At 70.2% G+C, this 20834-nt stretch carries 19 protein-coding genes and 1 tRNA gene; 6 read left to right on the forward strand and 14 right to left on the reverse strand.

Features of this window, described 5'->3' with window-relative positions; genetic code table 11:
- Positions 1-21: 21 nt before the first annotated feature.
- The 7 genes from ACP4E5_RS23570 to ACP4E5_RS23600 all read right to left on the reverse strand — a co-directional run bounded on the left by ACP4E5_RS23570 (position 22) and on the right by ACP4E5_RS23600 (position 9460).
- Entirely contained in the window at positions 22-1071 is a 1050-nt protein-coding gene (locus ACP4E5_RS23570) for a restriction endonuclease (RefSeq protein ID WP_425831774.1), read from the reverse strand.
- A gap of 198 nt (positions 1072-1269) precedes the next feature.
- The gene (pknB, locus tag ACP4E5_RS23575) at positions 1270-3267 is read right to left on the reverse strand and encodes a Stk1 family PASTA domain-containing Ser/Thr kinase (RefSeq protein ID WP_425831776.1); all 1998 of its coding nucleotides are present in this window, start codon (positions 3265-3267) and stop codon (positions 1270-1272) included.
- 199 nt (positions 3268-3466) lie between these two features.
- Complete coding sequence (locus tag ACP4E5_RS23580) at positions 3467-4933, reverse strand: peptidoglycan D,D-transpeptidase FtsI family protein (protein WP_425831778.1); 1467 nt, start codon at positions 4931-4933, stop codon at positions 3467-3469.
- Positions 4930-6357, reverse strand: coding sequence for an FtsW/RodA/SpoVE family cell cycle protein (locus ACP4E5_RS23585; RefSeq protein WP_425831780.1), 1428 nt, complete (start codon positions 6355-6357; stop codon positions 4930-4932). Before ACP4E5_RS23585 ends, ACP4E5_RS23580 begins: the two co-directional genes overlap by 4 nt.
- Positions 6358-6382: 25 nt before the next feature.
- Positions 6383-7912: a Stp1/IreP family PP2C-type Ser/Thr phosphatase gene (locus tag ACP4E5_RS23590; RefSeq protein WP_425831782.1), complete on the reverse strand. Its 1530-nt coding sequence runs from the start codon at positions 7910-7912 to the stop codon at positions 6383-6385.
- Positions 7913-8070: 158 nt separating this feature from the next.
- The gene (locus ACP4E5_RS23595) at positions 8071-8595 is read right to left on the reverse strand and encodes an FHA domain-containing protein FhaB/FipA (protein WP_425831784.1); all 525 of its coding nucleotides are present in this window, start codon (positions 8593-8595) and stop codon (positions 8071-8073) included.
- Positions 8596-8605: 10 nt separating this feature from the next.
- On the reverse strand, positions 8606-9460 hold the full coding sequence (locus ACP4E5_RS23600) for an FhaA domain-containing protein (protein WP_425831786.1): 855 nt from the start codon (positions 9458-9460) through the stop codon (positions 8606-8608).
- A gap of 334 nt (positions 9461-9794) precedes the next feature.
- Between ACP4E5_RS23600 and ACP4E5_RS23605 the strand changes: the two genes are divergently transcribed.
- A tRNA-Leu gene (locus ACP4E5_RS23605) sits at positions 9795-9877 on the forward strand.
- Positions 9878-10035: 158 nt separating this feature from the next.
- Here ACP4E5_RS23605 and ACP4E5_RS23610 read toward each other — a convergent pair.
- Complete coding sequence (locus ACP4E5_RS23610) at positions 10036-10689, reverse strand: FMN-dependent NADH-azoreductase (RefSeq protein ID WP_425831788.1); 654 nt, start codon at positions 10687-10689, stop codon at positions 10036-10038.
- A 155-nt stretch (positions 10690-10844) separates the two neighbouring features.
- On the opposite strand from ACP4E5_RS23610, the gene ACP4E5_RS23615 reads away from it, so the two are divergent.
- The 4 genes from ACP4E5_RS23615 to ACP4E5_RS23630 all read left to right on the forward strand — a co-directional run bounded on the left by ACP4E5_RS23615 (position 10845) and on the right by ACP4E5_RS23630 (position 14220).
- Positions 10845-11234, forward strand: a complete 390-nt coding sequence (locus ACP4E5_RS23615) for a winged helix-turn-helix transcriptional regulator (protein ID WP_389283133.1) — start codon at positions 10845-10847, stop codon at positions 11232-11234.
- Positions 11235-11416: 182 nt separating this feature from the next.
- Complete coding sequence (locus ACP4E5_RS23620) at positions 11417-12892, forward strand: DUF2252 domain-containing protein (protein ID WP_425831790.1); 1476 nt, start codon at positions 11417-11419, stop codon at positions 12890-12892.
- A gap of 57 nt (positions 12893-12949) precedes the next feature.
- On the forward strand, positions 12950-13840 hold the full coding sequence (locus ACP4E5_RS23625) for a hypothetical protein (RefSeq protein WP_425831792.1): 891 nt from the start codon (positions 12950-12952) through the stop codon (positions 13838-13840).
- Positions 13841-13890: 50 nt separating this feature from the next.
- Entirely contained in the window at positions 13891-14220 is a 330-nt protein-coding gene (locus tag ACP4E5_RS23630; protein WP_425841603.1) for a rhodanese-like domain-containing protein, read from the forward strand.
- A 19-nt stretch (positions 14221-14239) separates the two neighbouring features.
- Here ACP4E5_RS23630 and ACP4E5_RS23635 read toward each other — a convergent pair whose 3' ends face one another.
- The 6 genes from ACP4E5_RS23635 to paaA form a co-directional block, all read right to left on the reverse strand.
- The gene (locus ACP4E5_RS23635; protein ID WP_425831794.1) at positions 14240-15394 is read right to left on the reverse strand and encodes an acyl-CoA dehydrogenase family protein; all 1155 of its coding nucleotides are present in this window, start codon (positions 15392-15394) and stop codon (positions 14240-14242) included.
- A gap of 481 nt (positions 15395-15875) precedes the next feature.
- Positions 15876-16967, reverse strand: a complete 1092-nt coding sequence (paaE, locus tag ACP4E5_RS23640; protein ID WP_425831796.1) for a 1,2-phenylacetyl-CoA epoxidase subunit PaaE — start codon at positions 16965-16967, stop codon at positions 15876-15878.
- On the reverse strand, positions 16967-17566 hold the full coding sequence (paaD, locus tag ACP4E5_RS23645) for a 1,2-phenylacetyl-CoA epoxidase subunit PaaD (protein ID WP_425831798.1): 600 nt from the start codon (positions 17564-17566) through the stop codon (positions 16967-16969). Before paaD ends, paaE begins: the two co-directional genes overlap by 1 nt.
- Positions 17560-18312 carry a 1,2-phenylacetyl-CoA epoxidase subunit PaaC gene (paaC, locus tag ACP4E5_RS23650; RefSeq protein ID WP_425831800.1) on the reverse strand — a complete coding sequence of 251 codons (753 nt, stop codon included), beginning with the start codon at positions 18310-18312 and terminating at the stop codon, positions 17560-17562. The genes paaD and paaC overlap by 7 nt, the downstream gene beginning before the upstream one ends.
- A complete protein-coding gene (paaB, locus tag ACP4E5_RS23655) occupies positions 18309-18617 on the reverse strand; it encodes a 1,2-phenylacetyl-CoA epoxidase subunit PaaB (RefSeq protein ID WP_425831802.1) in 309 nt (102 codons plus the stop codon). The genes paaC and paaB overlap by 4 nt, the downstream gene beginning before the upstream one ends.
- Complete coding sequence (gene paaA / locus ACP4E5_RS23660; RefSeq protein ID WP_425831804.1) at positions 18614-19666, reverse strand: 1,2-phenylacetyl-CoA epoxidase subunit PaaA; 1053 nt, start codon at positions 19664-19666, stop codon at positions 18614-18616. Before paaA ends, paaB begins: the two co-directional genes overlap by 4 nt.
- 291 nt (positions 19667-19957) lie before the next feature.
- Here paaA and ACP4E5_RS23665 point away from each other — a divergent pair, with 291 nt between their 5' ends.
- Positions 19958-20824 (forward strand): DUF5819 family protein, encoded by an 867-nt coding sequence (locus tag ACP4E5_RS23665; RefSeq protein ID WP_425831806.1) that lies wholly within the window; start codon positions 19958-19960, stop codon positions 20822-20824.
- The last annotated feature ends 10 nt before the right edge of the window (positions 20825-20834 follow it).

Raw genomic sequence — 20834 nt, forward strand, 5'->3', positions numbered from 1 at the left:
TGAGGTCACTTCAGGATGAGGTCACTTCAGGATGGTGAGTGGCGCTCCTGTGCTCCATTCCTCCAGCAGGCCTCGGGGTACGACCGTGACACCGGTCTCTGTGGCGATGTCGACCGCCTCTGTGGTGAAGCGGCATGTGGCCACGAAGAGTGAGACGTCGGAGATGCGAAGGACCTTGGAGCCGCCGATGAACTTCTGCATGTCTGCGCTGGTGATCGAGAGGTAGGGGGCGAACCTCTTGCACTGGACTGCGACACGTCGGCCATCGGGCGTGAGGGCGGTGATGTCGACGCCGCGGTCTCCACGGCCGCCTCGGACGACGACGTCGGTGCAGCCGTCGCGGCGGAGCAGGGTGGCGACGTGGTCCTCGAACTCCGAGCCGTTCATTGTGTCCATGGCCGCCATGGTGACGGCGTGGGTGCTGCTCGCCACGGATACGTCCAGCCTCTGGAGCCGTGCGTGGTGGCGGCGCATTCGGCGCTCTACGTGCTGGATGCCTGCACGTAGGGCGAGCAGTTCCTGGCGGTGTTCACCGGAGGTCTCGATCAGGGCGTTGAACATGGGGACGACGGTCTTGCCGAGGGTGTCGGCGATGCGCTGGTCGATGCGGGCGTCGAGCGCGTCGATGCCTGCCGGGTCCTGAGTGCCGACTGGTTGGGTGCGGGCCAGGTATTCCATGTCGAGGAGGTAGGTGCGGATCTGGCGGGCGATGGTGCTGTCGCGCAGGAGCATGGCGACGTTGAGGATGGCTCGGCGGGAGTAGAGGGCCAGGCTGGAGCGGGGTTGTGGATAAGTCTCGGGATAGGAACTCAAGTTGAGTTCCTTAAATTCGCGCAGCTCAGCGCCTCGCAGTACACGTAGTCCGTTGGAGGTGAGTTCCTGCCGGTGGCGGCTGAGCAGGTTGTTGATGACGGTCTCTGCTACTTCGAAGTACGCCGCGACCATCGCCGTCGTCACGTGCATGCCGTCCGGCAGCAGCGACAGGGCCTTGACCTTGTCGAGCACATCCGTGCGGCCGAGGACGCTGTGGCGCAGGGATTTGGATTCCAGCAGGGCCGTCTCGTTGATCATCTCAAGTGTCCTTTCGTTCCGGGGAGTTCGGATACTCCACCGCACCTCGATCAACGAATCAGGACATATGAAGATACGGTCGACGTTCGCAACTGTGTGTGGTTGCTTGTACGGATTGCCGTACATGCCGACGGCCGGAGCCCTGGCCCCCTCTGTGTGAGGGGGCCAGGGCTCCGGCCGTAAGCGGGTGGCGGGGCGTCAGCCGCCGAGGTTGCCGCCGAAGATGCCGCCGTTGTCGTTGCCGCCGTTGCCGTTTCCGCCGCCGCCGACCGTGGTCAGGGTGACCGTGGTGTTGGCGGGGTCGGACGCGGTGTTGGCCGCCGGGTCCTGGGTGATGACCCGGGCGTTGTCGTCCTGGTCGGCGCCGTCGGCGAACTGGACGTTCTTGAAGCCGGCGTCGTCCAGGATCTTCTTGGCGTCCTTCACCTTCTGGCCGACCACGTTCGGGACCGGGGTCTGCGCGCCGGCCTTGGCGACCTTCAGCGTGACGGTGGAGCCGGGCTCCGCCTGGCTGTCCGCTGCGAGGCTCTGGGCGAAGACCTTGCCGGGCTCTGCCGCGGTGCTCTCCTCCTCGGTGCAGGTCGCGTCCAGCTTGCTGTCCTTGAGCTGCTGGGTGGCCTCGTCGCAGGAGAGGTTGCCGCCGGACACGTTCGGGACGGTGACGAGCGCCTTCTTCTTGGCGACGGTCAGGGTGATCTCGGTGCCCTTTTCGACCTTGCCGCTCGCGGGGTCCTGCTTGGTGACCGTGCCGGGCGTCCGCTCGGACTCCTCGGTCTGCTTGCTGATGTTCGTGAAGCCCTTGTCGTTCAGCTCGGAGACGGCCTCGTCGTAGGAGAGGCCCTTGACGTCCGGGATGGAGACCTTGGGGGCGCCCGTGGAGACCGACACCGTGACCGTGTCGTTCTTCTCGACCTGGGTGCCGGACTTCGGATTCTGCGAGCAGATCTGGCCCTTGGGGTAGTCCTCGCAGGGGCCCGACTTGCCGGCGTCCAGTTTGAGGTCGCGGTTCTCGGCCATCTGCTTGGCCTCGGAGACCGTCTTGCCGACGAAGTTCGGGGCCTTGAACGACTCGTTGCCGACGCCTCCGCCGCCGAAAATCTCCCGGCCGATCAGGATGGCGCCGACGAGTACCAGGATGCCCGCGAGGACGAGGAAGATCGTCGACGTGCGGTTCTTGCCCTGCCTGCGCCGGTCGGCCCGCTCGTCGTAGCCGTAGCCGCCGTCGTCCGGGTTGGTCGGGGGCAGCATCGATGTCTGGCCCGCGCCGTTCTGCGGGCGCAGCATCGCGGTCTGCTGGTCGTCGGGGTGGCCGGCGCCGTAGCCGACGGCGCCCATCGCGGCCGTCGCGGCGACGGGCTGGCCGTCGAGGCAGGCCTCGATGTCGGCGCGCATCTCGTCGGCCGACTGGTAGCGGTAGTCGGGGTCCTTGGTCAGCGCCTTGAGGACGATGGCGTCCATCTCGGGCGTGATCTCGGAGTCGAAGACCGAGGGGGCCTGGGCCTCCTCGCGCACGTGCTGGTACGCGACGGCGACCGGGGAGTCACCGACGAACGGCGGCCGCACGGTAAGGAGTTCGTACAGCAGGCAGCCCGTGGAGTACAGGTCGGAGCGCGCGTCGACCTGCTCGCCCTTGGCCTGCTCGGGCGAGAGGTACTGGGCCGTGCCGATGACCGCCGCGGTCTGAGTCATCGTCATGCCGGCGTCGCCCATCGCGCGGGCGATGCCGAAGTCCATGACCTTGACCTGGCCGTTGCGCGTCAGCATGACGTTGGCCGGCTTGATGTCGCGGTGCACGATGCCCGCGCGGTGCGAGTACTCGAGGGCCTGGAGGATGCCGACGGTCATCTCCATCGCGCGCTCCGGCAGCAGCTTGCGGCCGGAGTGCAGCAGCTCTCTGAGCGTCGATCCGTCGACGTATTCCATCACGATGTACGGGATGGAGACCTGGTCGACGTAGTCCTCGCCCGTGTCGTACACCGCCACGATCGCGGGATGGTTGAGCGAGGCGGCCGACTGGGCCTCCCGGCGGAAGCGGGCCTGGAACGACGGGTCGCGCGCGAGGTCCACCCGCAGCGTCTTCACCGCCACGGTGCGGCCGAGCCGGGTGTCATGGGCGAGATAGACCTCAGCCATGCCACCACGGCCGAGCACCTGGCCCAGCTCGTACCGGCCGCCGAGGCGACGCGGCTCTTCCATTACCTACCAGCCCTCTCCGTCGGTCCCGACCGTCCCGTGCGGGCTCTGCCGGTGTGCTGTCCGGGCATACCGTACCCGGCTTGCTCAGCGTGACCTGGCCACCACCGTGACCCGTGACAGGACCGGTATCGCCACGTGCGTCTATGTGGACAACGAGTGACCGGGCTCACAAGGAGTGGTGAACTCGGGTTCCGCCGAGTCACTTCTTGCTGTCCACGACCGCCTTCATCACGTCTCGCGCGATGGGTGCGGCCAGGCCGCCACCGGAGATGTCCTGACGGCTGGCCGCGCTGTCCTCGACGACCACGGCCACGGCCACCGGCGAACCGGAGCTGGTCTTGGCGTAGGAGACGAACCAGGCGTACGGCTTCTCGCTGTTGTCGACGCCGTGCTGGGCGGTACCGGTCTTGCCGCCGACGGTGACGCCGGGGATCTTGGCGTTGGAGCCGGTGCCGCCCGGGTCGTTGACGACCGTCTCCATCATCGACTGGAGCTTCGTCGCGTTCACCTCGGAGAGCGGCCGGCTCATCTCCTTCGGGTCGGTCTTCTCGATGGTGTCGAGGTTCGGGGCCTTCAGCTCGTCCACCATGTACGGCTCCATGAGCTTGCCGTCGTTGGCGATCGCGGAGGCGACCATGGCCATTTGGAGCGGGGTCGTGGCGGTGTTGAACTGGCCGATGGAGGAGAGCGCGGTCTGGGACTTGTTCATGTCCTTGTCGAAGTTCGACGCGTTCGAGCGGACCGGGATGAACTGCTCCTTGTTGAAGCCGAACTTGTCGGCTTCCTCGCGCATCGCGTCGTTGCCGAGGTCCGAGCCGATCTTGCCGAAGACGGTGTTGCAGGAGACCTTCAGGGCGACCCGCAGCGTCGCGTTCTCACACGGGATGTTGCCCTCGTTCTTCAGCGGCGTCGTGGTGCCGGGCATGGTCCACGGCAGCGGGGTGTCCGTCTTCTGGTCCGGGTCGTACTTGCCGCTCTCCAGTGCGGCCGCGGCCGTCACCAGCTTGAACGTCGAGCCGGGCGGGTACGTCTCGCGCAGCGCGCGGTTCAGGAGCGGCTTGTCCTTGTCCTTGTCGAGCCGCGAGAACGTCTTGCTGTCGTCGGTGGAGTTCCCGGCGAAGGACGACGGGTCGTACGACGGGGTGGACGCGAGCGCGAGGATCTTGCCGGTGGACGGTTCGATGGCGGCGACGGCGCCCTTGCCGCGGTTCTTCAGGCCGTCGTAGGCGGCCTTCTGCGCGTCGGCGTTGAGGGTGGTGACGACGTTGCCGCCCTCCTTCTGCTTGCCCGTGATCATGTCGAGGGTGTTGCGGAAGAAGAGGCGGTCGTCGTTGCCGCTGAGGATGCCGTCCTCGAGGTTCTCGATCTGGCTGGCGCCGACGACCTGCGAGGCGTAGCCGGTGACGGGCGACCACATGGGCCCGTCCTTCCAGGTCCGCTTGTACTTCAGGTCGGTGCCGGTGGTCGCCTTGGAGCCGGTGACGGACTTGCCGTCGACGATGATGTCGCCGCGCGGCGTCGAGTACCGCTCGATGGCGACGCGGCGGTTCTCCTTGTCGGAGGCGAGCGAGTCGGCCTTCACGTACTGGAGCCAGTTGTCGCGGATCAGGAGGCCCAGGACCAGGAGTCCGCAGAAGATCGCGATGCGGCGCAGGGGCTTGTTCACGGTCGGACCACCTGGGTCATCTCGGCGTCGGGGCTTGGCGTGGGGCTGGGTGCGGGCCGCCGCGCGGTGTCGCTGATCCGGATCAGGATGCCGATGAGCGCCCAGTTGGCGATGACGGAGGAACCGCCGTACGCGAGGAAGGGCATCGTCATACCGGTCAGCGGGATGAGGCCCATGACACCGCCCGCGACGACGAAGACCTGGAGCGCGAAGGCGCCGGACAGGCCGACGGCGAGCAGCTTGCCGAAGGGGTCGCGGGCCGCGAGCGCGGTGCGTACGCCGCGCTCCACGATCAGTGCGTAGATCAGCAGCAGGGCCATCAGGCCGGCGAGGCCCAGTTCCTCGCCGAAGGTGGCGAGGATGAAGTCGGAGTTCGCGGCGAAGCGGATCAGCTCGGAGTGGCCCTGGCCCCAGCCGGTGCCGAGGGTGCCGCCGGAGCCGAAGGCCCACAGTGCCTGCATCGCCTGCTCGGAGTGGCCGGGCACGCCCTGCCGGCTGAGCATGTACTCCTTCATCGGGTCGAGCCAGGCGTCGACGCGCTGCTGGATGTGCGGTTCGAACGTGGCCACACCGACGGCGCCGACCGCGGACATCAGCAGACCGAAGACGATCCAGCTGGTCCGCTCGGTGGCGACGTACAGCATGATGACGAACATTCCGAAGAACAGCAGCGACGTACCGAGGTCGGTCTCGAAGACGAGGATGAGGATCGAGATTCCCCAGACGACGAGGATCGGTCCGAGGTCGCGGCCGCGCGGCAGGTACAGGCCCATGAAGCGGCGCGAGGCGAGCGCCAGGGCGTCGCGCTTCACCATCAGGTAGCCGGCGAAGAAGATCGCGAGCACGATCTTCGCGAACTCACCGGGCTGGATGGAGAAGCCGCCGACGTGGATCCAGATCTTGGCGCCGTAGATGTTCTGGCCGAGGCCCGGAACGAGCGGGAGCAGCAGTAGGACGACGGCGCCGAGCATGGAGATGTAGGTGTAGCGCTGAAGGACGCGGTGGTCCTTGAGGAAGATCAGGACCACGATGAACAGCGCGATGCCCATGGCCGTGTACATCAGCTGCTTGGGTGCGGCGCTGCCGGCCTGGTCGATCGACTGCAGCAGCTTCGACTGGTCGAGGCGCCAGATGACCACGAGGCCCAGCCCGTTGAGCAGCGTGGCCAGCGGCAGCATGAGCGGGTCCGCGTACGCCGCGAACTTCCGTACGACGAGGTGGGCGACGCCCGCGAGCAGGCCGAGGCCGAGCCCGTAGCCGAGCAGGCCGGTGGGGACCGCGCCGTCGAGGGCGAGGCCGACATTGGCGTACGCGAACACCGGGATGATCACGGCGAACACGAGCAGTGCCAGCTCGGTGTTGCGCCGGCTGGGTGCTCCGATCGCTCCAATGGTCGACGTATGGGTCGTGGAGTTACTACTCATGGCGTGCTGAGGCCCCCAACGGCTTCTACTGCTGTGCGCACGCCTTGGCCAGCTGCTGCTCTTCCTCGGAAAGAGTGGGGCCAGGGGTGGGCGTGGGAGAGGTCTTGGACTTTCCGGACGGTGACGAGGACGGGTCCGACGGGTTCGGCGTGGGTGTGACGGTGCGGTACGACGCCTTTGACGCCGTGCCTCCCGTGGAGGTTCCGCCTGCTTCGCCCTCGCCGGTCTTCGCGTTCTTCTCGTTCTCGGCCTTGTCCCGTGCGGCCTGCTTCTCGCATGCGGTGGCCTGCGCGGACAGTTCCTGGATCTTGTCCTGGGCGGCGGCCAGGTCACCTTCGGCGATGGTCGCGTCGACCTGCTTGCGCTGGTAGGGCGGCAGGTACTTGAGCTGGATCTCCGGGTGGTCCTTGTCCACCTTGGACAGGCTCACCCAGGCGAGGTCCTGGCTGATGCCGCGGTACAGCGCCACGTGCGCCTCGTTGGTGCCGACGTAGTACTGCGTCTGCGTCCAGCGGTAGCCGCCGTAGAGCCCGCCGCCGATGACGGCCAGCGCGAGCACCGTGTAGAGGGATCTCTTGAGCCACCTCCGGCGGGGCCGCGGCTTCACGAAGTCCTCGTCCGAGTAGGAGAAGCCCTCCACGGCGCCGCTGTCGGGCGGGCCGAACTCGCCGCCTCCGCCGAGGGATCCGCCGGGGGCCTGGCGGCCGAGTCCGGCGGCGCGGCCCGCGGGCGTCTCCATCGCGCTGCCTTCGTGCAGCGCCTGCTGGTTCTCGGCGACCGCGCCGACGACGACGGGTGCGTCCGAGAGGTGACCGGCGAGGGTGTCCCCGCTGTCGATGTCGAGGACGTCCGCGACGATCACGGTGATGTTGTCGGGTCCGCCGCCGCGCAGCGCCAGCTGGATCAGGTCCTGGACCGTCTCCTGCGGGCCCTGGTAGCTGGCGAGGGTCTCCTCCATCGTCTGGTGGGAGACGACGCCTGACAGGCCGTCGGAGCAGATCAGGTAGCGGTCGCCGGCCCGGACCTCGCGGATGGAGAGGTCGGGCTCGACGTGGTCGCCGCTGCCGAGCGCGCGCATGAGCAGCGAGCGCTGCGGGTGCGTGGTGGCTTCCTCTTCCGTGATGCGGCCCTCGTCGACGAGGCGCTGCACCCACGTGTGGTCCTGGGTGATCTGCGTCAGCACGCCGTCGCGCAGCAGGTACGCGCGCGAGTCGCCGACGTGTACGAGGCCGAGCCGCTGGCCCGTCCACAGCAGTGCGGTCAGGGTGGTCCCCATGCCCTCGAGCTGGGGGTCCTCCTCGACCATCATGCGGAGCTGGTCGTTGGCGCGCTGCACGGCGGTGCCGAGCGAGGTCAGGATGTCCGAACCGGGCACGTCGTCGTCGAGCGCGACGATGGTGGAGATCACCTCGGACGAGGCGACCTCACCGGCGGCCTGGCCGCCCATGCCGTCGGCGATCGCGAGCAGCCGGGGGCCGGCGTAGCCGGAGTCCTCGTTGCCCTCGCGGATCATGCCTTTGTGTGATCCGGCGGCGAAGCGCAGTGACAGACTCATGCGCACCTGCCCAGCTGGCTCAGACTCCGGGTACAGCCGGTCGTGTCGAACCACACTGCCCACCCTCCGGTCGGGAGCGCGCCGGTGTCCGGGCCGGCAAGGGCCCGGACGTCCGCGTCGGCCCGCTCGCTCCGCTCGCGCTCATTCATGACGTAGCACTACTTCCGCAGCTCGATGACGGTCTTGCCGATGCGGATCGGCGCACCCAGCGGAATCGGCTGGGGCGTCGTGAGGCGGGTCCGGTCGAGATATGTGCCGTTGGTGGACCCGAGATCCTCGACGATCCACTGGCCGTCCCGGTCCGGGTAGATCCTGGCATGCCGGCTCGACGCGTAGTCGTCGTCGAGCACGATCGTGCTGTCGTGCGCACGACCGAGCGTGATCGTCTGCCCCTGGAGCGCCACCGTGGTTCCGGTGAGCGTGCCTTCGGAGACGACCAGCTTGGTGGGGGCGCCGCGCCGCTGGCGGCCTCCGCCCCCTTGTTGCTGCTGCCGCTGCTGCGGAGGCGCGGCGGCCTGTCGTGCGGCCTGCTGCTGCGAGCGTCCGCTGTCACGGCGTGAGCCGCGTGCGGTGACGCGCGTACCGAACAGGTCGCTGCGGATGACCTGGACGGCCACGATCACGAACAGCCACAGAACGGCCAGGAAACCCAGCCGCATGACCGTCAGGGTCAGCTCTGACATTGCCCCCGCTTCACCCTTCGGCTTGCCGGTAAACGATGGTGGTTTGGCCCACGACGATCCGCGAGCCGTCGCGGAGCGTAGCGCGGGTGGTGTGCTGCCCGTCCACCACGATGCCGTTGGTGGATCCGAGATCCTGGATCGTCGAGGGCGTTCCGGTCCGGATCTCGCAGTGCCGGCGCGATACGCCGGGGTCGTCGATCCGCACGTCGGCCTCGGTGGACCGACCGAGCACGAGGGTGGCGCGCGAGATCTGGTGGCGTGTGCCATTGATCTCGATCCAGTGGCGCACGCGGGCGCCGGGCAGCGGGCCCGCGTCGGGCTGCTGGGTCTGCGCCGCGGGTGCCGACTGCGGTGCGTGTGCCGGACGGCCCGGCGGCGGGGCCGAGGGCATCGGCGGGGCCGCGGTGGGCTGCGGGTATCCGTAGCCACCGGGTGCCTGGTTCGGCCGGGCGGCCGGGGCGGGGCGCTGCTGGGGTCTGTCCTGGCTGGTGGAGGACGCGAGGGTGCGGCTGCGTACCCGGTAGAGACCCGTGTCCAGGTCGTCCGCCTTCTCCAGGTGCACCTTGATGGGGCCCATGAAGCTGTAGCGCTGCTGCTTCGCGTAGTCGCGCACCATGCCGGACAGCTCGTCGCCGAGCTGGCCCGAGTAGGGGCTCAGGCGCTCGTAGTCGGGCGCGCTGAGTTCCACGATGAAGTCATTGGGGACGACGGTCCGGTCGCGGTTCCAGATCGTGGCGTTGTTGTCGCACTCGCGCTGCAGCGCGCCGGCGATCTCGACGGGCTGCACCTCGGACTTGAAGACCTTGGCGAAGGTGCCGTTGACCAGCCCCTCGAGGCGCTGTTCAAACTTCTTCAGGACTCCCATGGGGCACCTCCTCCTTCTTTGCCGTCCTGCCTGCTTGGTACTGCTTACTGATCGTATCCACGCGTCGGGAAATCGGCTGGTTCCCCCTGTCCGCCTGCTCGATGAGTGTCGACGCTCACAGCCCCTCAACCGGGCCCCTTGTCTGGGGATCGTAGAGGTGGCCTCCACACAGTGTCCCGTACGCGGCTGTGGAGCGTGGGCGATCCAGGCTCCGGGTGCCCTCCGAGGGGCCGTCGGAACGGGTGTGAATCCACCCTCCGCAGCGTGCTAATGTTTTGTTCGTCGGAAGGCACAGGGCCCGCAAGGGCGCAGAGTTCGGAAGACACACTCGATTGCGCGAGTGGCGGAACGGCAGACGCGCTGGCTTCAGGTGCCAGTGTCCTTCGGGACGTGGGGGTTCAAATCCCCCCTCGCGCACAGCGAAAAGCCCCGCAGATCCTTGGATCTGCGGGGCTTTTGCGTTGCCCCTGCCGGGGAGCAACGCACATAACCCACAGGGCTCGCGGCCCTGTGGGTTATGTCACGTCAGTGCAGCTCAGTGCAGCTCAGTGCAGCTCAGTGCTGTTCGGCACTGCTCAGGCGGCGAAGCGGGAGGCGAGGGTCTTGCCCTTCTCCTGGGCGTCCGCGAGGGCCTTGTCGCGGGAGGCCTCGTAGAGCGGGACGAGCTCGGCCATCGCCGGGTTCTGCGGGGCCATGGTCAGCTCCGGGACGATGAAGTCCAGGTCGAGGCCGAGGCCGTCGCGCAGGGCCGCGCCGAGGTAGTTCTGCACGTACTCGAAGCCTTCGCGCGGGGTGCCCGGCGCGTAGGAGCCGCCGCGGCTGGCGACGACGGTGACCGGGGTGCCCTTGGCGGACTGGGTCTCGGGGCCCGAGGTGCGGCCCATGAGGATCACGTTGTCCAGCCACGCCTTCAGCGTGGAGGGGACCGAGAAGTTGTACATCGGGGCGCCGATCAGGATGGCGTCCGCCTGCTCCAGCTCCTCGATGAGCTTGACGCGCTCGGCGAAGGCGGCGGCCTGCTCCGGCGTGTGGGCGTCGGCGGGCGTGAAGCCGGCCAGGTGGGCGTCGGCGGTGATGTGCGGCACCGGGTTCGCGGCCAGGTCGCGGTAGACGACGGTGCCCTCGGGGTGCTGCTCCTGCCAGGCCTTGCGGAACGCGTCCGTGACGGCACGGGACGCGGAGGCCTGGCCGTCGAAGACGGAGGAGTCGATGTGGAGCAGGGTGGCCATGGTTCTCTCCCGTGAGGGTTGAGTGCGCCCTGCGAAGGTTGAGGGCGCGGTAATTGAGTATGTAACTAGTACTAGTAATAGCACAGGGGCTTACTTTTTTTCACCCCCGTACGAGAACGCAGTACCCTGGAGGCATGGTGGGCAGCGGGGAAGACATGAGCGAGGCGTGCGCGGGAGGTGCCGTGACGCACGAACCCCAGAGGTGTTCGACGGTCGACATCGGCATGACGCGCGTCTTCGGGCTCTTGGGCAAGCGCTGGACGGGGCTGATCGTGTCCGTCCTGATGAGCGGTCCCAGGCACTTCGCGGACCTGCGCAGGGCGATCCCCGGTATCAGTGAACGCATGCTCTCCGACCGGCTGACCGAGCTCGGCGCGGCCGGTCTCGTGGTGCGGCAGGTCGACGAGGGGCCGCCGCTGCGTGTCTCGTACCGGCTCTCGGCGGCGGGGGCGGCGTTGCAGCCCGCGCTGCGGGAGTTGGGGGACTGGGCCGGGACGTATCTGGGGGCCGAGGGCGGGACGTGTCCGGAGGAGTTCCGGAAGTAACGGGCTCGTGGAGTGAGTGAGTTGTGCACGTGCTGAGGGTTTTCCACAGGCCCTGACGGGTTTTCCGGCCCGGCGGTACGGTCGTGACCGATTGCACGAGACGTGCGGGGACGGCCTCGTGCGTGACGTGCGTGCACGGCGTTCGTACGGGACGTTCTACGGGACGGGGGAGGCGGTCAGGCATGGGCGGATCGGATCACGTGGCGGTGCCGCGGCAGGGCGGGGTGCCGGAGTCCGTAGCGACCGGGGTGGCTGGGGTGGCCGGGGCGCGGCGGCTGCCGCGGGTGCCGGGGTTCGCGGAGGCCGGCGAGGGCTCGGGCGGATCGCCCAAGGCGGCGGGCAAGGCGCTGCGCGGGAGCGTGCCGCGGTCCGCGCACCGGGACTTCGCGGTGGACCCGGACCGGCCCGACGGACCGGCCGCCGTCGAGGAGTCCAACCGGGGCCGGATCCCCGAGCTCACGCCGATACGTGTCGGACGCATGGCCGCCACCCCCTTCGCGTTCCTGCGCGGCTCCGCCGGGCTGATGGCGTACGACCTCGCGCGCACCCCGGTGACCGGCATCGGCACCCAGATATGCGGAGACGCGCACGCGGCCAACTTCGGCCTGTACGCGGACGCGCGCGGCGGCCTCGTCATCGACCTCAACGACTTCGACGAGACGGTGCACGGCCCCTGGGAATGGGACCTGAAGCGGCTCGCCACATCGCTCGTGCTCGCGGGCCGGGAAGCGGGGGCCGACGAGGACACCTGCGAGGAAGCGGCGCACGACGCCGTCGGCGCCTACCGGCGCACCATGCGGCTCCTCGCGAAACTGCCCGCCCTGGAGGCGTGGAACGCGATCGCGGATGAGGAGCTCGTCTCCCACACCGACGCCCACGACCTGCTCGGCACCCTGGAGCGGGTCTCCGAGAAGGCCAGCAGGAACACCAGCGGGCGGTTCGCGGCCAAGTCCACGGTCGAGGTGGAAGGCGGCGGGCGCCGGTTCGTGGACGCGCAGCCGGTGCTGCGCTCGGTGCCCGACGGGGAGGCCGCGGCCGTCGCGAGCGCGCTGGGCCCCTATCTGGACACCCTGTCCGCGGACCGGCTGCCGCTGCTCGGGCGGTACGCGATCCATGACGTGGCGTTCCGCGTCGTCGGCACCGGCAGCGTCGGCACCCGTTCCTACGTGGTGCTGCTCCTCGACCACCGGGGCGAGCCGCTCGTGCTGCAGGTGAAGGAGGCGCGGCCCTCCGCGCTGCTTCCGCACCTGCCGACGGCCGGGTTCGCGGCGGAGCCCGTCGGGCACGAGGGCCGGCGGGTGGTGCTCGGGCAGAAGCGGATGCAGGTCGTCAGCGACATCCTGCTCGGCTGGACCACGGTCGACGAACGGCCTTTCCAGGTGCGCCAGTTCAGGAACCGCAAGGGCAGCGTCGACCCGGCCGCCCTCGCCGCCGACCAGATGGACGACTACGCCCGGATGACCGGCGCCCTGCTCGCCCGCGCCCACGCGCACAGTGTCGACCCGCGGCTCGTCGCCGGGTACTGCGGCAAGAACGAGGAGCTGGACGAGGCGGTGGCCGCGTTCGCCGTCGCCTACGCGGACCGGACCGAGGCCGACCACGGGGAGCTGGTGCGGGCCGTGCGCGAGGGGCGGGTGGCGGCCGAGGCCGGGGTCTGAGGAGTGGGCCGCCGCGGCCGTTCCGGCGCGGTCAACACCGTGCCCTACGCTGGTCGTGTGACGACCCCGGAGACCGACGATGTGGCAGGGCAGCCGGAGGAGCAACCTCGGGAGCGCCTCAAGGACCGCTTGAAGGAACGCCTCAACGAGCGGGCCCAAGAGCGCAGCGCGGAGCGTCCCGAGGCGCGCCTCGAGCGGGCCGTGCGCGCCGCCGAGCAGGCGTTGATCGAGTTCGAGATCGCCGTGGAGACCTTCCGGGTCGAGGTGGAGAACTTCTCGCGCCTGCACCACCAGAAGCTCGGGCCGATGTACACGCGGCTCGACGAGCTGGAGGCGCTGATCGCGGAGGCGACGGCGGCCCGTACCGGTGATCCGGAGGACCACCGCAAGGCCGACGAGGCGCGGGCGCGGGTGATGCCGATGCCCGGCGTCGAGGAGCTGTTCCACGGGTGGATGGACGGGGACGGACTGTTCCCCGAGGCCAGCGCGATGCTGACCGATCAGCCGGTGCGGCCGCCGCAGCGGGTGCGGCCCAGCGAGGAGGCCCGCAAGCTCTACCGCGAGCTGGCCCGCAAGGCGCATCCGGACCTGGCGCAGGACGACCGGGAGCGGGAGCGGCGCGACGAGTTCATCTCCCGGGTGAACGCGGCGTACGGCCGGGGTGACGCGGCGTTGCTGCGCGAGCTGGCCGAGGAGTGGGACGCGGGTCCGGTGCCGCCCGAGCAGCAGCCGACCGAGAGTGAGGAGCTGTACGCCCGTCTCGAGTGGCTGGCGCAGCGCAAGGAGCTGCTCACGGCGGTGGCGCAGGAGCTGGAGGAGAGCGCGATCGGCGCGATGCTGCGGATGGCTCCCGACGATCCGGACACCTTGCTCGACGAGATCGCGGAGAAACTGCTGGCGCAGGTCGCCGAGCAGGAGGCCGAGCTGGAGCGGCTGACCGCCTCCTGAACTCCGGGGCCCGAGAGGGTAGCGTCGGGGGCATGGTTTTCGGTTCTGGTGTGCCCACGGTCGCTGTCGACGAGCTCAAGGATGAGGACTTCCTCCTCGATGTCCGTGAGGACGACGAGTGGCAGGCGGGTCACGCGGCGGGTGCGCTGCACATTCCGATGAGCGAATTCGTCGCCCGCTACGGCGAGTTGACCGAGGCGGCGCCGCAGGACGGCCGGGTCAACGTGATCTGCCGCTCCGGCGGGCGCTCCGCCCAGGTGACGATGTATCTGGCGCAGCAAGGGGTCGACGCGGTGAACGTCGACGGCGGCATGCAGGCATGGGAGGCGGCCGGCCGCGCCGTCGTGGACGACAACGGGCAGCCGGGCGCCGTGGCCTGAGAGCCGTCTTCCGGGCCGGTCACCCCAGGGGGTGCGCCGCCAGCAGGTCGCCGAGTGCCTCCTCGTGGGCGGCGGCCGGGCCGAGCGAGAGCTCCAGGTGCTTGGCCCACGCGTGATAGCGGTGCAGCGGGTAGTCCGTGTCCGCGCCGAAGCCGCCGTGCAGGTGCTGCGCGGTCTGCACGACACGTCGTACGCCGTCGGACGCCCAGGTCTTGGCGACCGCCACGTCCCCCGCGACCGGCAGCGGGCCGCTCGCTCCGCTGCTGATGCGCCAGGCGGCCTGCCACATCGTGGCCTCCATGGCGCGCAGGTCGATATAGCGGTCGGCGGCCTGCACCGCCACGGCCTGGAACGTGGCGATGGGGTAACCGAACTGCTCGCGCTTGCCCGCGTAGTCACTGGTCATCTTGAGCACGCCTTCACCGAGGCCCAGCGCGAGCGCGCAGGTGCCGGTGGCGAGCAGGTCGCGCAGTCGGGACCAGGCCGTGGCGTCCTCGATGATGTGCCGCGCCTCCACGCGCACCCCGTCGAGGCGCACCTCGGCCTGGCGCTCGCCGGTCGTCGATATCTGCTCGGCGAGCGTGAGCCCCGGTACGTCGGTGAACGGTCCGGGGAGCACCGCGAGCACCGCTTCGCCCTCGCCGGTGTGCGCCGGGACGAGGATCCGGTCGGCGCCGAAGGCCCAGGGCACGGCCGTCTGCACGCCGTCGAGCACCCAGGCGCCCGGTCCCGCGCCTGTCTCCTGGCGTGCGGTGACGGCCAGTTCGGCCGGGTCGTGCCCGGTGTGGCCCGCGGAGGCGACGGTCAGCACGAGCTCGCCGCGGGCTGCGCGGGGGAGGATCTCCTGCCGCAGCTCCGCTCCGCCGCAGGCCTGGACGACCGTCGCGGCCGCGCTGTGCTCGAGCAGCGGGATCCGGGCGAGGACCTTGGCCGATTCGCGCAGCACCAGGCAGAGCGCGATGGCGTCGAGCCCCGCGCCGCCGTGTTCCGGCCCGATCAGCAGGCTGAGCAGGTCGGCGTCGGCGGCCTTCGCCCACAGCGCCCGGTCGAAGTCCTCGGCGATCGCGCCCGAGGTGAGTGAGGGGCTGGGCACACTGTCCGGCGCGACCGGCCCGAACACCGCTCGCGCCGCCTCGACGGCCGCCTGTTGCTCCTCGGAGAAGGTGAAGTCCACTGGCCTTTCCTCCTGTTCCTCCCGTACCGCGCTCGCGATCTGACGGGGCGTCAAGATAGAACAGGTTCTACGAGAAGGGAACAGCGCCAGGCGGGCGGGCGACCCGGTGGGGTGGGTTGGCGGGGCGGCCTGGTGGCGTGGCTTGGCGGGGGCGGTCCGGTGGAGTAACCCGGTCGAGTGCCCCGGTGGGTCGGCCTGGGCGGCGGCTTGGTGGGTCGATCTGGCGGTGCGACGCGGCGGGTTGGGTCGGCGGGGCGGCCTGGTGGGGCGATGCGGTGGGTTGGCATGGCGGATCGGCTAGCGGTGCGGCCCGGTCGGTCGGCTGGTGGAGCGACGCGGCGGATCGGGCTGGCGGTGCGGTCCCGTGGGTCGGCCCGGTGGTGCGACGCGGCCGGTCGGCTTGGCGGTGCGGCCCGGGGATGCGGCCCGGTGGTGCAGACAGCCTGATGGCGTTACCCGGTGGAGCCAGGTGGCGAAGGGGTCAGCGGTCGAAGTCCAGGTGGACGTTCTCCGTGGTTGGGTGTGACTGGCAGGCGAGTACGTAGCCGGCCTCGGTCTCCTCGGATTCCAGGGCGAAGTTCCGGTCCATGCGGATCGAACCGGAGACCAGGAAAGCGCGGCAGGTCCCGCACACGCCGCCCTTGCAGGCGTAGGGCGCGTCCGGCCGGTTGCGCAGCACCGTCTCCAGAACGGACTCGCCGTCCTGGACGGGCCAGCTGCCGGAACGGCCGTCGAGCTGGGCCGTCACCGTGCTGTGCGCGGGCGTCGGCGCGGCCTGCCGGTCCCGGGCCGGGCCGTCGTCGACGTGGAATATCTCCTCGTGGACGCGCTCGCGCCGTACGCCGAGTGTGCGCAGCGCCCGCTCGACGCCCTGCACGAGTCCGTACGGCCCGCACAGGTACCAGCCCGCCACCCGCTCCACCGGCAGCAGCGCGGGCAGGAGCGCGGTGAGCCGCTCCTGGTCGAGTCGGCCGGATGCCAGGCCCGCCTGCTGTTCCTCCCGGGAGAGCACGGTGACCAGCTGGAACCGGTCCGGGTACCGGTCCTTCAGGTCGGCGACCTCCTCCAGGAACATCGTCGACGCCGTGCTGCGGTCGCTGCGTATCAGGCAGAACCGCGCGTGCGGCGCCCGCTCCAGGAGGGTGCCGGCGATGGACAGGACGGGCGTGATGCCGCTGCCGCCGACCACCGCGGCGTAGTGCGCGGAGGCGGTCTCGGGGGTGGGGTCGAGGGTGAAGCGGCCGGCCGGCGTCATCACCTCCAGCTCGTCACCGACGGCGATCTCCTTGTGCGCGTACGTGGAGAAGGCGCCGTCGTCGACCAGGCGCACGCCGACCCGGAGGCTGCTCGGCGCCTCGCGCGCCGGGGCGGTCGAGCAGATCGAGTAGGTGCGCCGGATCTCCGCTCCGTCCACGGTGCGCCGCAGGGCGAGGTGCTGTCCCGGAGTGAAGCGGTACGCCTCGCGCAGCTGGGGCGGTACGGCGAGGGTCAGCGCCACGGAGTCGTCGGTGAGCCGGTCGACCGCCGCGACGCGGAGCCGGTGGAAGCGGGACCGTCCCCCTTCGTTCGCCATCACAACTCCTTGAAGTGGTCGAAGGGTTCACGGCAGGACAGGCAGCGGCGCAGTGCCTTGCAGGCGGTGGACGAGAACCGGCTGAGCAGTTCGGTGTCCGTCGATCCGCAGTGCGGGCAGGCGATCGGCTCCGCGGTGGCCGGGGAGGCGGCGTGCCGGGTGGGGCCGAGGGGGATCGTGACCGGCCCTGCCTCCGATGCGCGGGTGGTGCGCGGCGGCGCTATGCCGAACTCCCGCAGCTTGCGGCGGCCTTCAGGCGTGATGTCGTCCGTCGACCAGGCCGGGGAGAGCACTGGGCGGACGGTGACCTCGGGGATGCCGTGCTCGTGCAGCACTCGCTCGATGTCGGCCGACATCGTCTCGATCGCGGGGCACCCGGTGTACGTCGGGCTCAGTTCGACCTCCACGCGGCCGGGCTCGCGTGTGTGCACGGCGCGCAGCACACCCAGTTCCTCCAGGTTCAGGACGGGCAGCTCGGGGTCGGGCACGGACCCGGCGAGCCTGCGCAGTTCGGCTTCGAGCGGGGTCTCCTGCCGGGCCCGCTCCTGCCGGTCCGGGCCGGCTTGCGGATCCTGGTGGGTGCGCGCGGTGGTCACCATGACGCCCCCGGGTGGCTGCGGTGCAGATGCTGCATCTCGGCGAGCATCCGGCCGAAGGGCTCGGTGTGCACGCCCTGCCGACCGGCTCCGGCGCTCCAGGCGCCGAGCTGCGGGCCTTCGGGCACGGTCAGCGTCGCCTCTTGCAGCGTGCCGGCGACGATCGTGGACCAACTCGCCCGCAGACCCTGCGGGTCGATGTCCAGGCCGGGGACCGGCTGGAACATCTCACCGGTGTACCGCCACAGCGCGTCGACCGCGCGCTGCATCCGCGTACGGCTCTCCTCCGTGCCGTCGCCGAGGCGCAGCGTCCACTGCCGGGCGTGGTCCTGGTGGTAGGCGACCTCCTTGACCGCCTTGGCGGCCAGCGGAGCGAACTCGGATTCCTTCTCGGCCAGTTGGGAGTAAAGGAGCTGCTGGTAGGTCGAGAAGTAGAGCTGCCGGGTGATGGTGTGGGCGAAGTCCCCGTTCGGCTGCTCGACCAGTTGCAGGTTGCGGAAGGCGCGCTCCTCGCGGAGATACGCCAACTCGTCCTCGTCGCCCACCAGGCTCAGCAGGACGCGGGCCTGGCCGAGCAGGTCGAGCGCGATGTTCGCGAGGGCCACTTCCTCTTCGAGGACCGGCGCGTGGCCCGCCCACTCCCCCAGGCGGTGCGAGAGCACCAGGGCGTCGTCGCCGAGGGCCAGGGCGGCGGACGCGGTGTCCGTCGTGCCGTGGGCGCGAGCTTGCGTCGTACCGGGCCGCGTCACAGGTGCTTCACCCCTTCCGGGATCTCGTAGAACGTCGGGTGCCGGTAGGGCTTGTCGGCGGCGGGTTCGAAGAACGGGTCCTTCTCGTCCGGCGAGGAGGCGGTGATCGCCGCGGACGGCACGACCCACAGCGAGATGCCTTCGCCGCGGCGGGTGTAGAGGTCGCGCGCGTTGCGCAGTGCCAGCTCCGCGTCCGGGGCGTGCAGGCTGCCGGCGTGTGTGTGGGAGAGGCCGCGGCGGGAGCGCACGAAGACCTCCCACAGGGGCCAGTCCGCGGTGCCGGAGGTGCTCGGGGTGTCGCTCATGCCGCCCTGCCTTCTCGTGTCGATCCGGCTCGCGCGGAATCGGCTCGCGTGGCTCCGGAAGCTGCCGGGGAGTGCTTGGCCGCGTGCGCAGCGGCGGCCTCGCGCACCCACGCGCCCTCGTCGTGGGCACGCCTGCGCTGGGTGATGCGCTGTTCGTTGCACGGCCCGTTGCCCTTGAGGACCGCCTTGAACTCCGACCAGTCGATGGGTCCGAAATCGTGCTGCCCCCGCTCCTCGTTCCACCTCAGCTCCGGGTCGGGGAGCGTGAGTCCGAGGGACTCGGCCTGGGGGACGCAGATGTCCACGAAGCGCTGGCGCAGTTCGTCGTTCGAGTGGCGCTTGATCTTCCACTCCATGGACTGGGCGGAGTGCGCGGACTCGTCGTCGGGCGGGCCGAACATCATCAGGGAGGGCCACCACCAGCGGTCCACGGCGTCCTGGGCCATCGCGTGCTGGGCCTCGGTGCCGCGGCTGAGCGCGAGCAGCAGCTCGTACCCCTGGCGCTGGTGGAAGGACTCCTCCTTGCAGATCCGCACCATCGCCCGCGCGTACGGACCGTAGGAGCAGCGGCACAGCGGCACCTGGTTGGTGATCGCCGCGCCGTCCACGAGCCAGCCGATCGCTCCGACGTCGGCCCAGGTCAGCGTCGGGTAGTTGAAGATCGAGGAGTACTTCTGGCGACCGCTGTGCAGCTTGTCGAGCAGTTCGTCGCGGCCGGTGCCGAGGGTTTCCGCCGCGCTGTAGAGGTACAGGCCGTGTCCCGCCTCGTCCTGGACCTTCGCCATCAGGATCGCCTTGCGGCGCAGCGAGGGAGCGCGCGTGATCCAGTTCGCCTCCGGCTGCATGCCGATGATCTCGGAGTGGGCGTGCTGGGCGATCTGGCGCACGAGCGTCGCGCGGTAGGCGTCGGGCATCCAGTCGCGGGGCTCGATGCGCTCGTCCGCCGCCACCGCCGCGTCGAACCCGGCCTGGAACGCGGCGTCGCCCGGCTCGGTGGTGCCGTCCGCCCGCGCTTCGGCTGCGCGGTGCTGCGGCGTTGCTGTCGCCATGCCCGGTCCCCCTCGACCTTGGGTGCCCGACCTCGGTCGGGGCCCCACAGCTCCCGACCGATCGTTCGGTTCGTCGGATTCAATGGTGGGTCTCGGCGCCGTAAGGTGTCAACCCTGTGCGGGCGGCCTGTGGATAACCTCGGATGTCTGTGCCGTGCGGGCGCTCCCCAGTACGGTGCCGGTGCGCCGCCCCGTCGGCGACGGCTCGGAACCGGTTCGTCGCGGGGCGCCGAGCGGCGGATGGACCGGGGGCCGGCAGAACCGGATCGGGATCGGGATCGGGGAGCACCGATGGAGACAGAAGCAGGCGCCGCGGACGAGGGCGCCCGGCTCACGACGGAGCCATCGGCTCCGCCGCGACCCCGCCTGCCCGAGCCGTCGGGCCCGACGACCCCGACGGGTCCCTCGGGCCCGGAGTCGGGTCCGACTCCGGCCGGGGAGCTGTCCGAGGCGCCCGGGCGACGCGGGATCGCGGCGCTCTCCCCCGGGCATCAGCTGACCGCCGTCCTCGCGCTCATCGGCGTCGCGCTCGTCACCTGCGTGCACATCCTGATGGTGTTCCTGCACGTCGCGCCGTCGAACACGATCAGCAAGCAGCACGGTGAGCTCGTCGGGGCGTGGGTCTACCCGGAGTTCGAGCAGAACTGGAAGCTGTTCGCGCCCAATCCGCTGCAGCAGAACATCGCGGTGGAGGCGCGCGCCGAGGTGCGCACGCCTGACGGCGAGCTGCGCGCGACCCGCTGGTACGGACTGTCGGCGCAGGACGGCGCCGCCATCGACGGGAACCTGCTGCCCAGCCACACGCAGCAGAACGAACTGCGCCGCGCCTGGGACGTCTACACGGGCACCCACGACGCGCAGGACCGGCCGAACGGTCTGCGCGGCACCCTGTCCGAGCAGTACCTGCGCCGCATCCTCGTGCTGCGCCTCGACCGGCTCGGAGCCGCGGGCAAGGGCGAGAGCCTCGAGCGCGTCCAGATCCGCTCGAAGACGACCAGTGTCGCGCCCCCGAAGTGGAGTGACGAGAAGGTGAACCAGAAGCCGGTCTACCGGCAGGTGCCGTGGTGGACGGTCACCTCCAGCGACGCACCGCTCGACAGCGCCGCGCGTGTGCGGACGCAGTCTTCTGCGGACAACCCGGCGGGCGGTGTCCGGTGAACGGCGCACC

This window comes from Streptomyces fractus (genome assembly GCF_049844455.1).
Classification (GTDB): Bacteria; Actinomycetota; Actinomycetes; order Streptomycetales; family Streptomycetaceae; genus Streptomyces; species Streptomyces fractus.

Excerpts from the sequence above, each read along its gene's own strand:
- ACP4E5_RS23570 (WP_425831774.1), bottom strand. The coding sequence starts at position 1,071 with ATGATCAACGAGACGGCCCTGCTGGAATCCAAATCCCTGCGCCACAGC.
- paaB (WP_425831802.1), bottom strand. The coding sequence starts at position 18,617 with ATGAGCGACACCCCGAGCACCTCCGGCACCGCGGACTGGCCCCTGTGG.
- paaE (WP_425831796.1), bottom strand. The coding sequence starts at position 16,967 with ATGGCGAACGAAGGGGGACGGTCCCGCTTCCACCGGCTCCGCGTCGCG.
- ACP4E5_RS23600 (WP_425831786.1), bottom strand. The coding sequence starts at position 9,460 with ATGGGAGTCCTGAAGAAGTTTGAACAGCGCCTCGAGGGGCTGGTCAAC.
- ACP4E5_RS23585 (WP_425831780.1), bottom strand. The coding sequence starts at position 6,357 with ATGAGTAGTAACTCCACGACCCATACGTCGACCATTGGAGCGATCGGA.
- paaA (WP_425831804.1), bottom strand. The coding sequence starts at position 19,666 with ATGGCGACAGCAACGCCGCAGCACCGCGCAGCCGAAGCGCGGGCGGAC.
- ACP4E5_RS23665 (WP_425831806.1), top strand. The coding sequence starts at position 19,958 with ATGGAGACAGAAGCAGGCGCCGCGGACGAGGGCGCCCGGCTCACGACG.
- pknB (WP_425831776.1), bottom strand. The coding sequence starts at position 3,267 with ATGGAAGAGCCGCGTCGCCTCGGCGGCCGGTACGAGCTGGGCCAGGTG.
- ACP4E5_RS23595 (WP_425831784.1), bottom strand. The coding sequence starts at position 8,595 with ATGTCAGAGCTGACCCTGACGGTCATGCGGCTGGGTTTCCTGGCCGTT.
- ACP4E5_RS23620 (WP_425831790.1), top strand. The coding sequence starts at position 11,417 with ATGGGCGGATCGGATCACGTGGCGGTGCCGCGGCAGGGCGGGGTGCCG.
- paaD (WP_425831798.1), bottom strand. The coding sequence starts at position 17,566 with ATGGTGACCACCGCGCGCACCCACCAGGATCCGCAAGCCGGCCCGGAC.
- ACP4E5_RS23615 (WP_389283133.1), top strand. The coding sequence starts at position 10,845 with ATGAGCGAGGCGTGCGCGGGAGGTGCCGTGACGCACGAACCCCAGAGG.
- ACP4E5_RS23610 (WP_425831788.1), bottom strand. The coding sequence starts at position 10,689 with ATGGCCACCCTGCTCCACATCGACTCCTCCGTCTTCGACGGCCAGGCC.
- ACP4E5_RS23590 (WP_425831782.1), bottom strand. The coding sequence starts at position 7,912 with ATGAGTCTGTCACTGCGCTTCGCCGCCGGATCACACAAAGGCATGATC.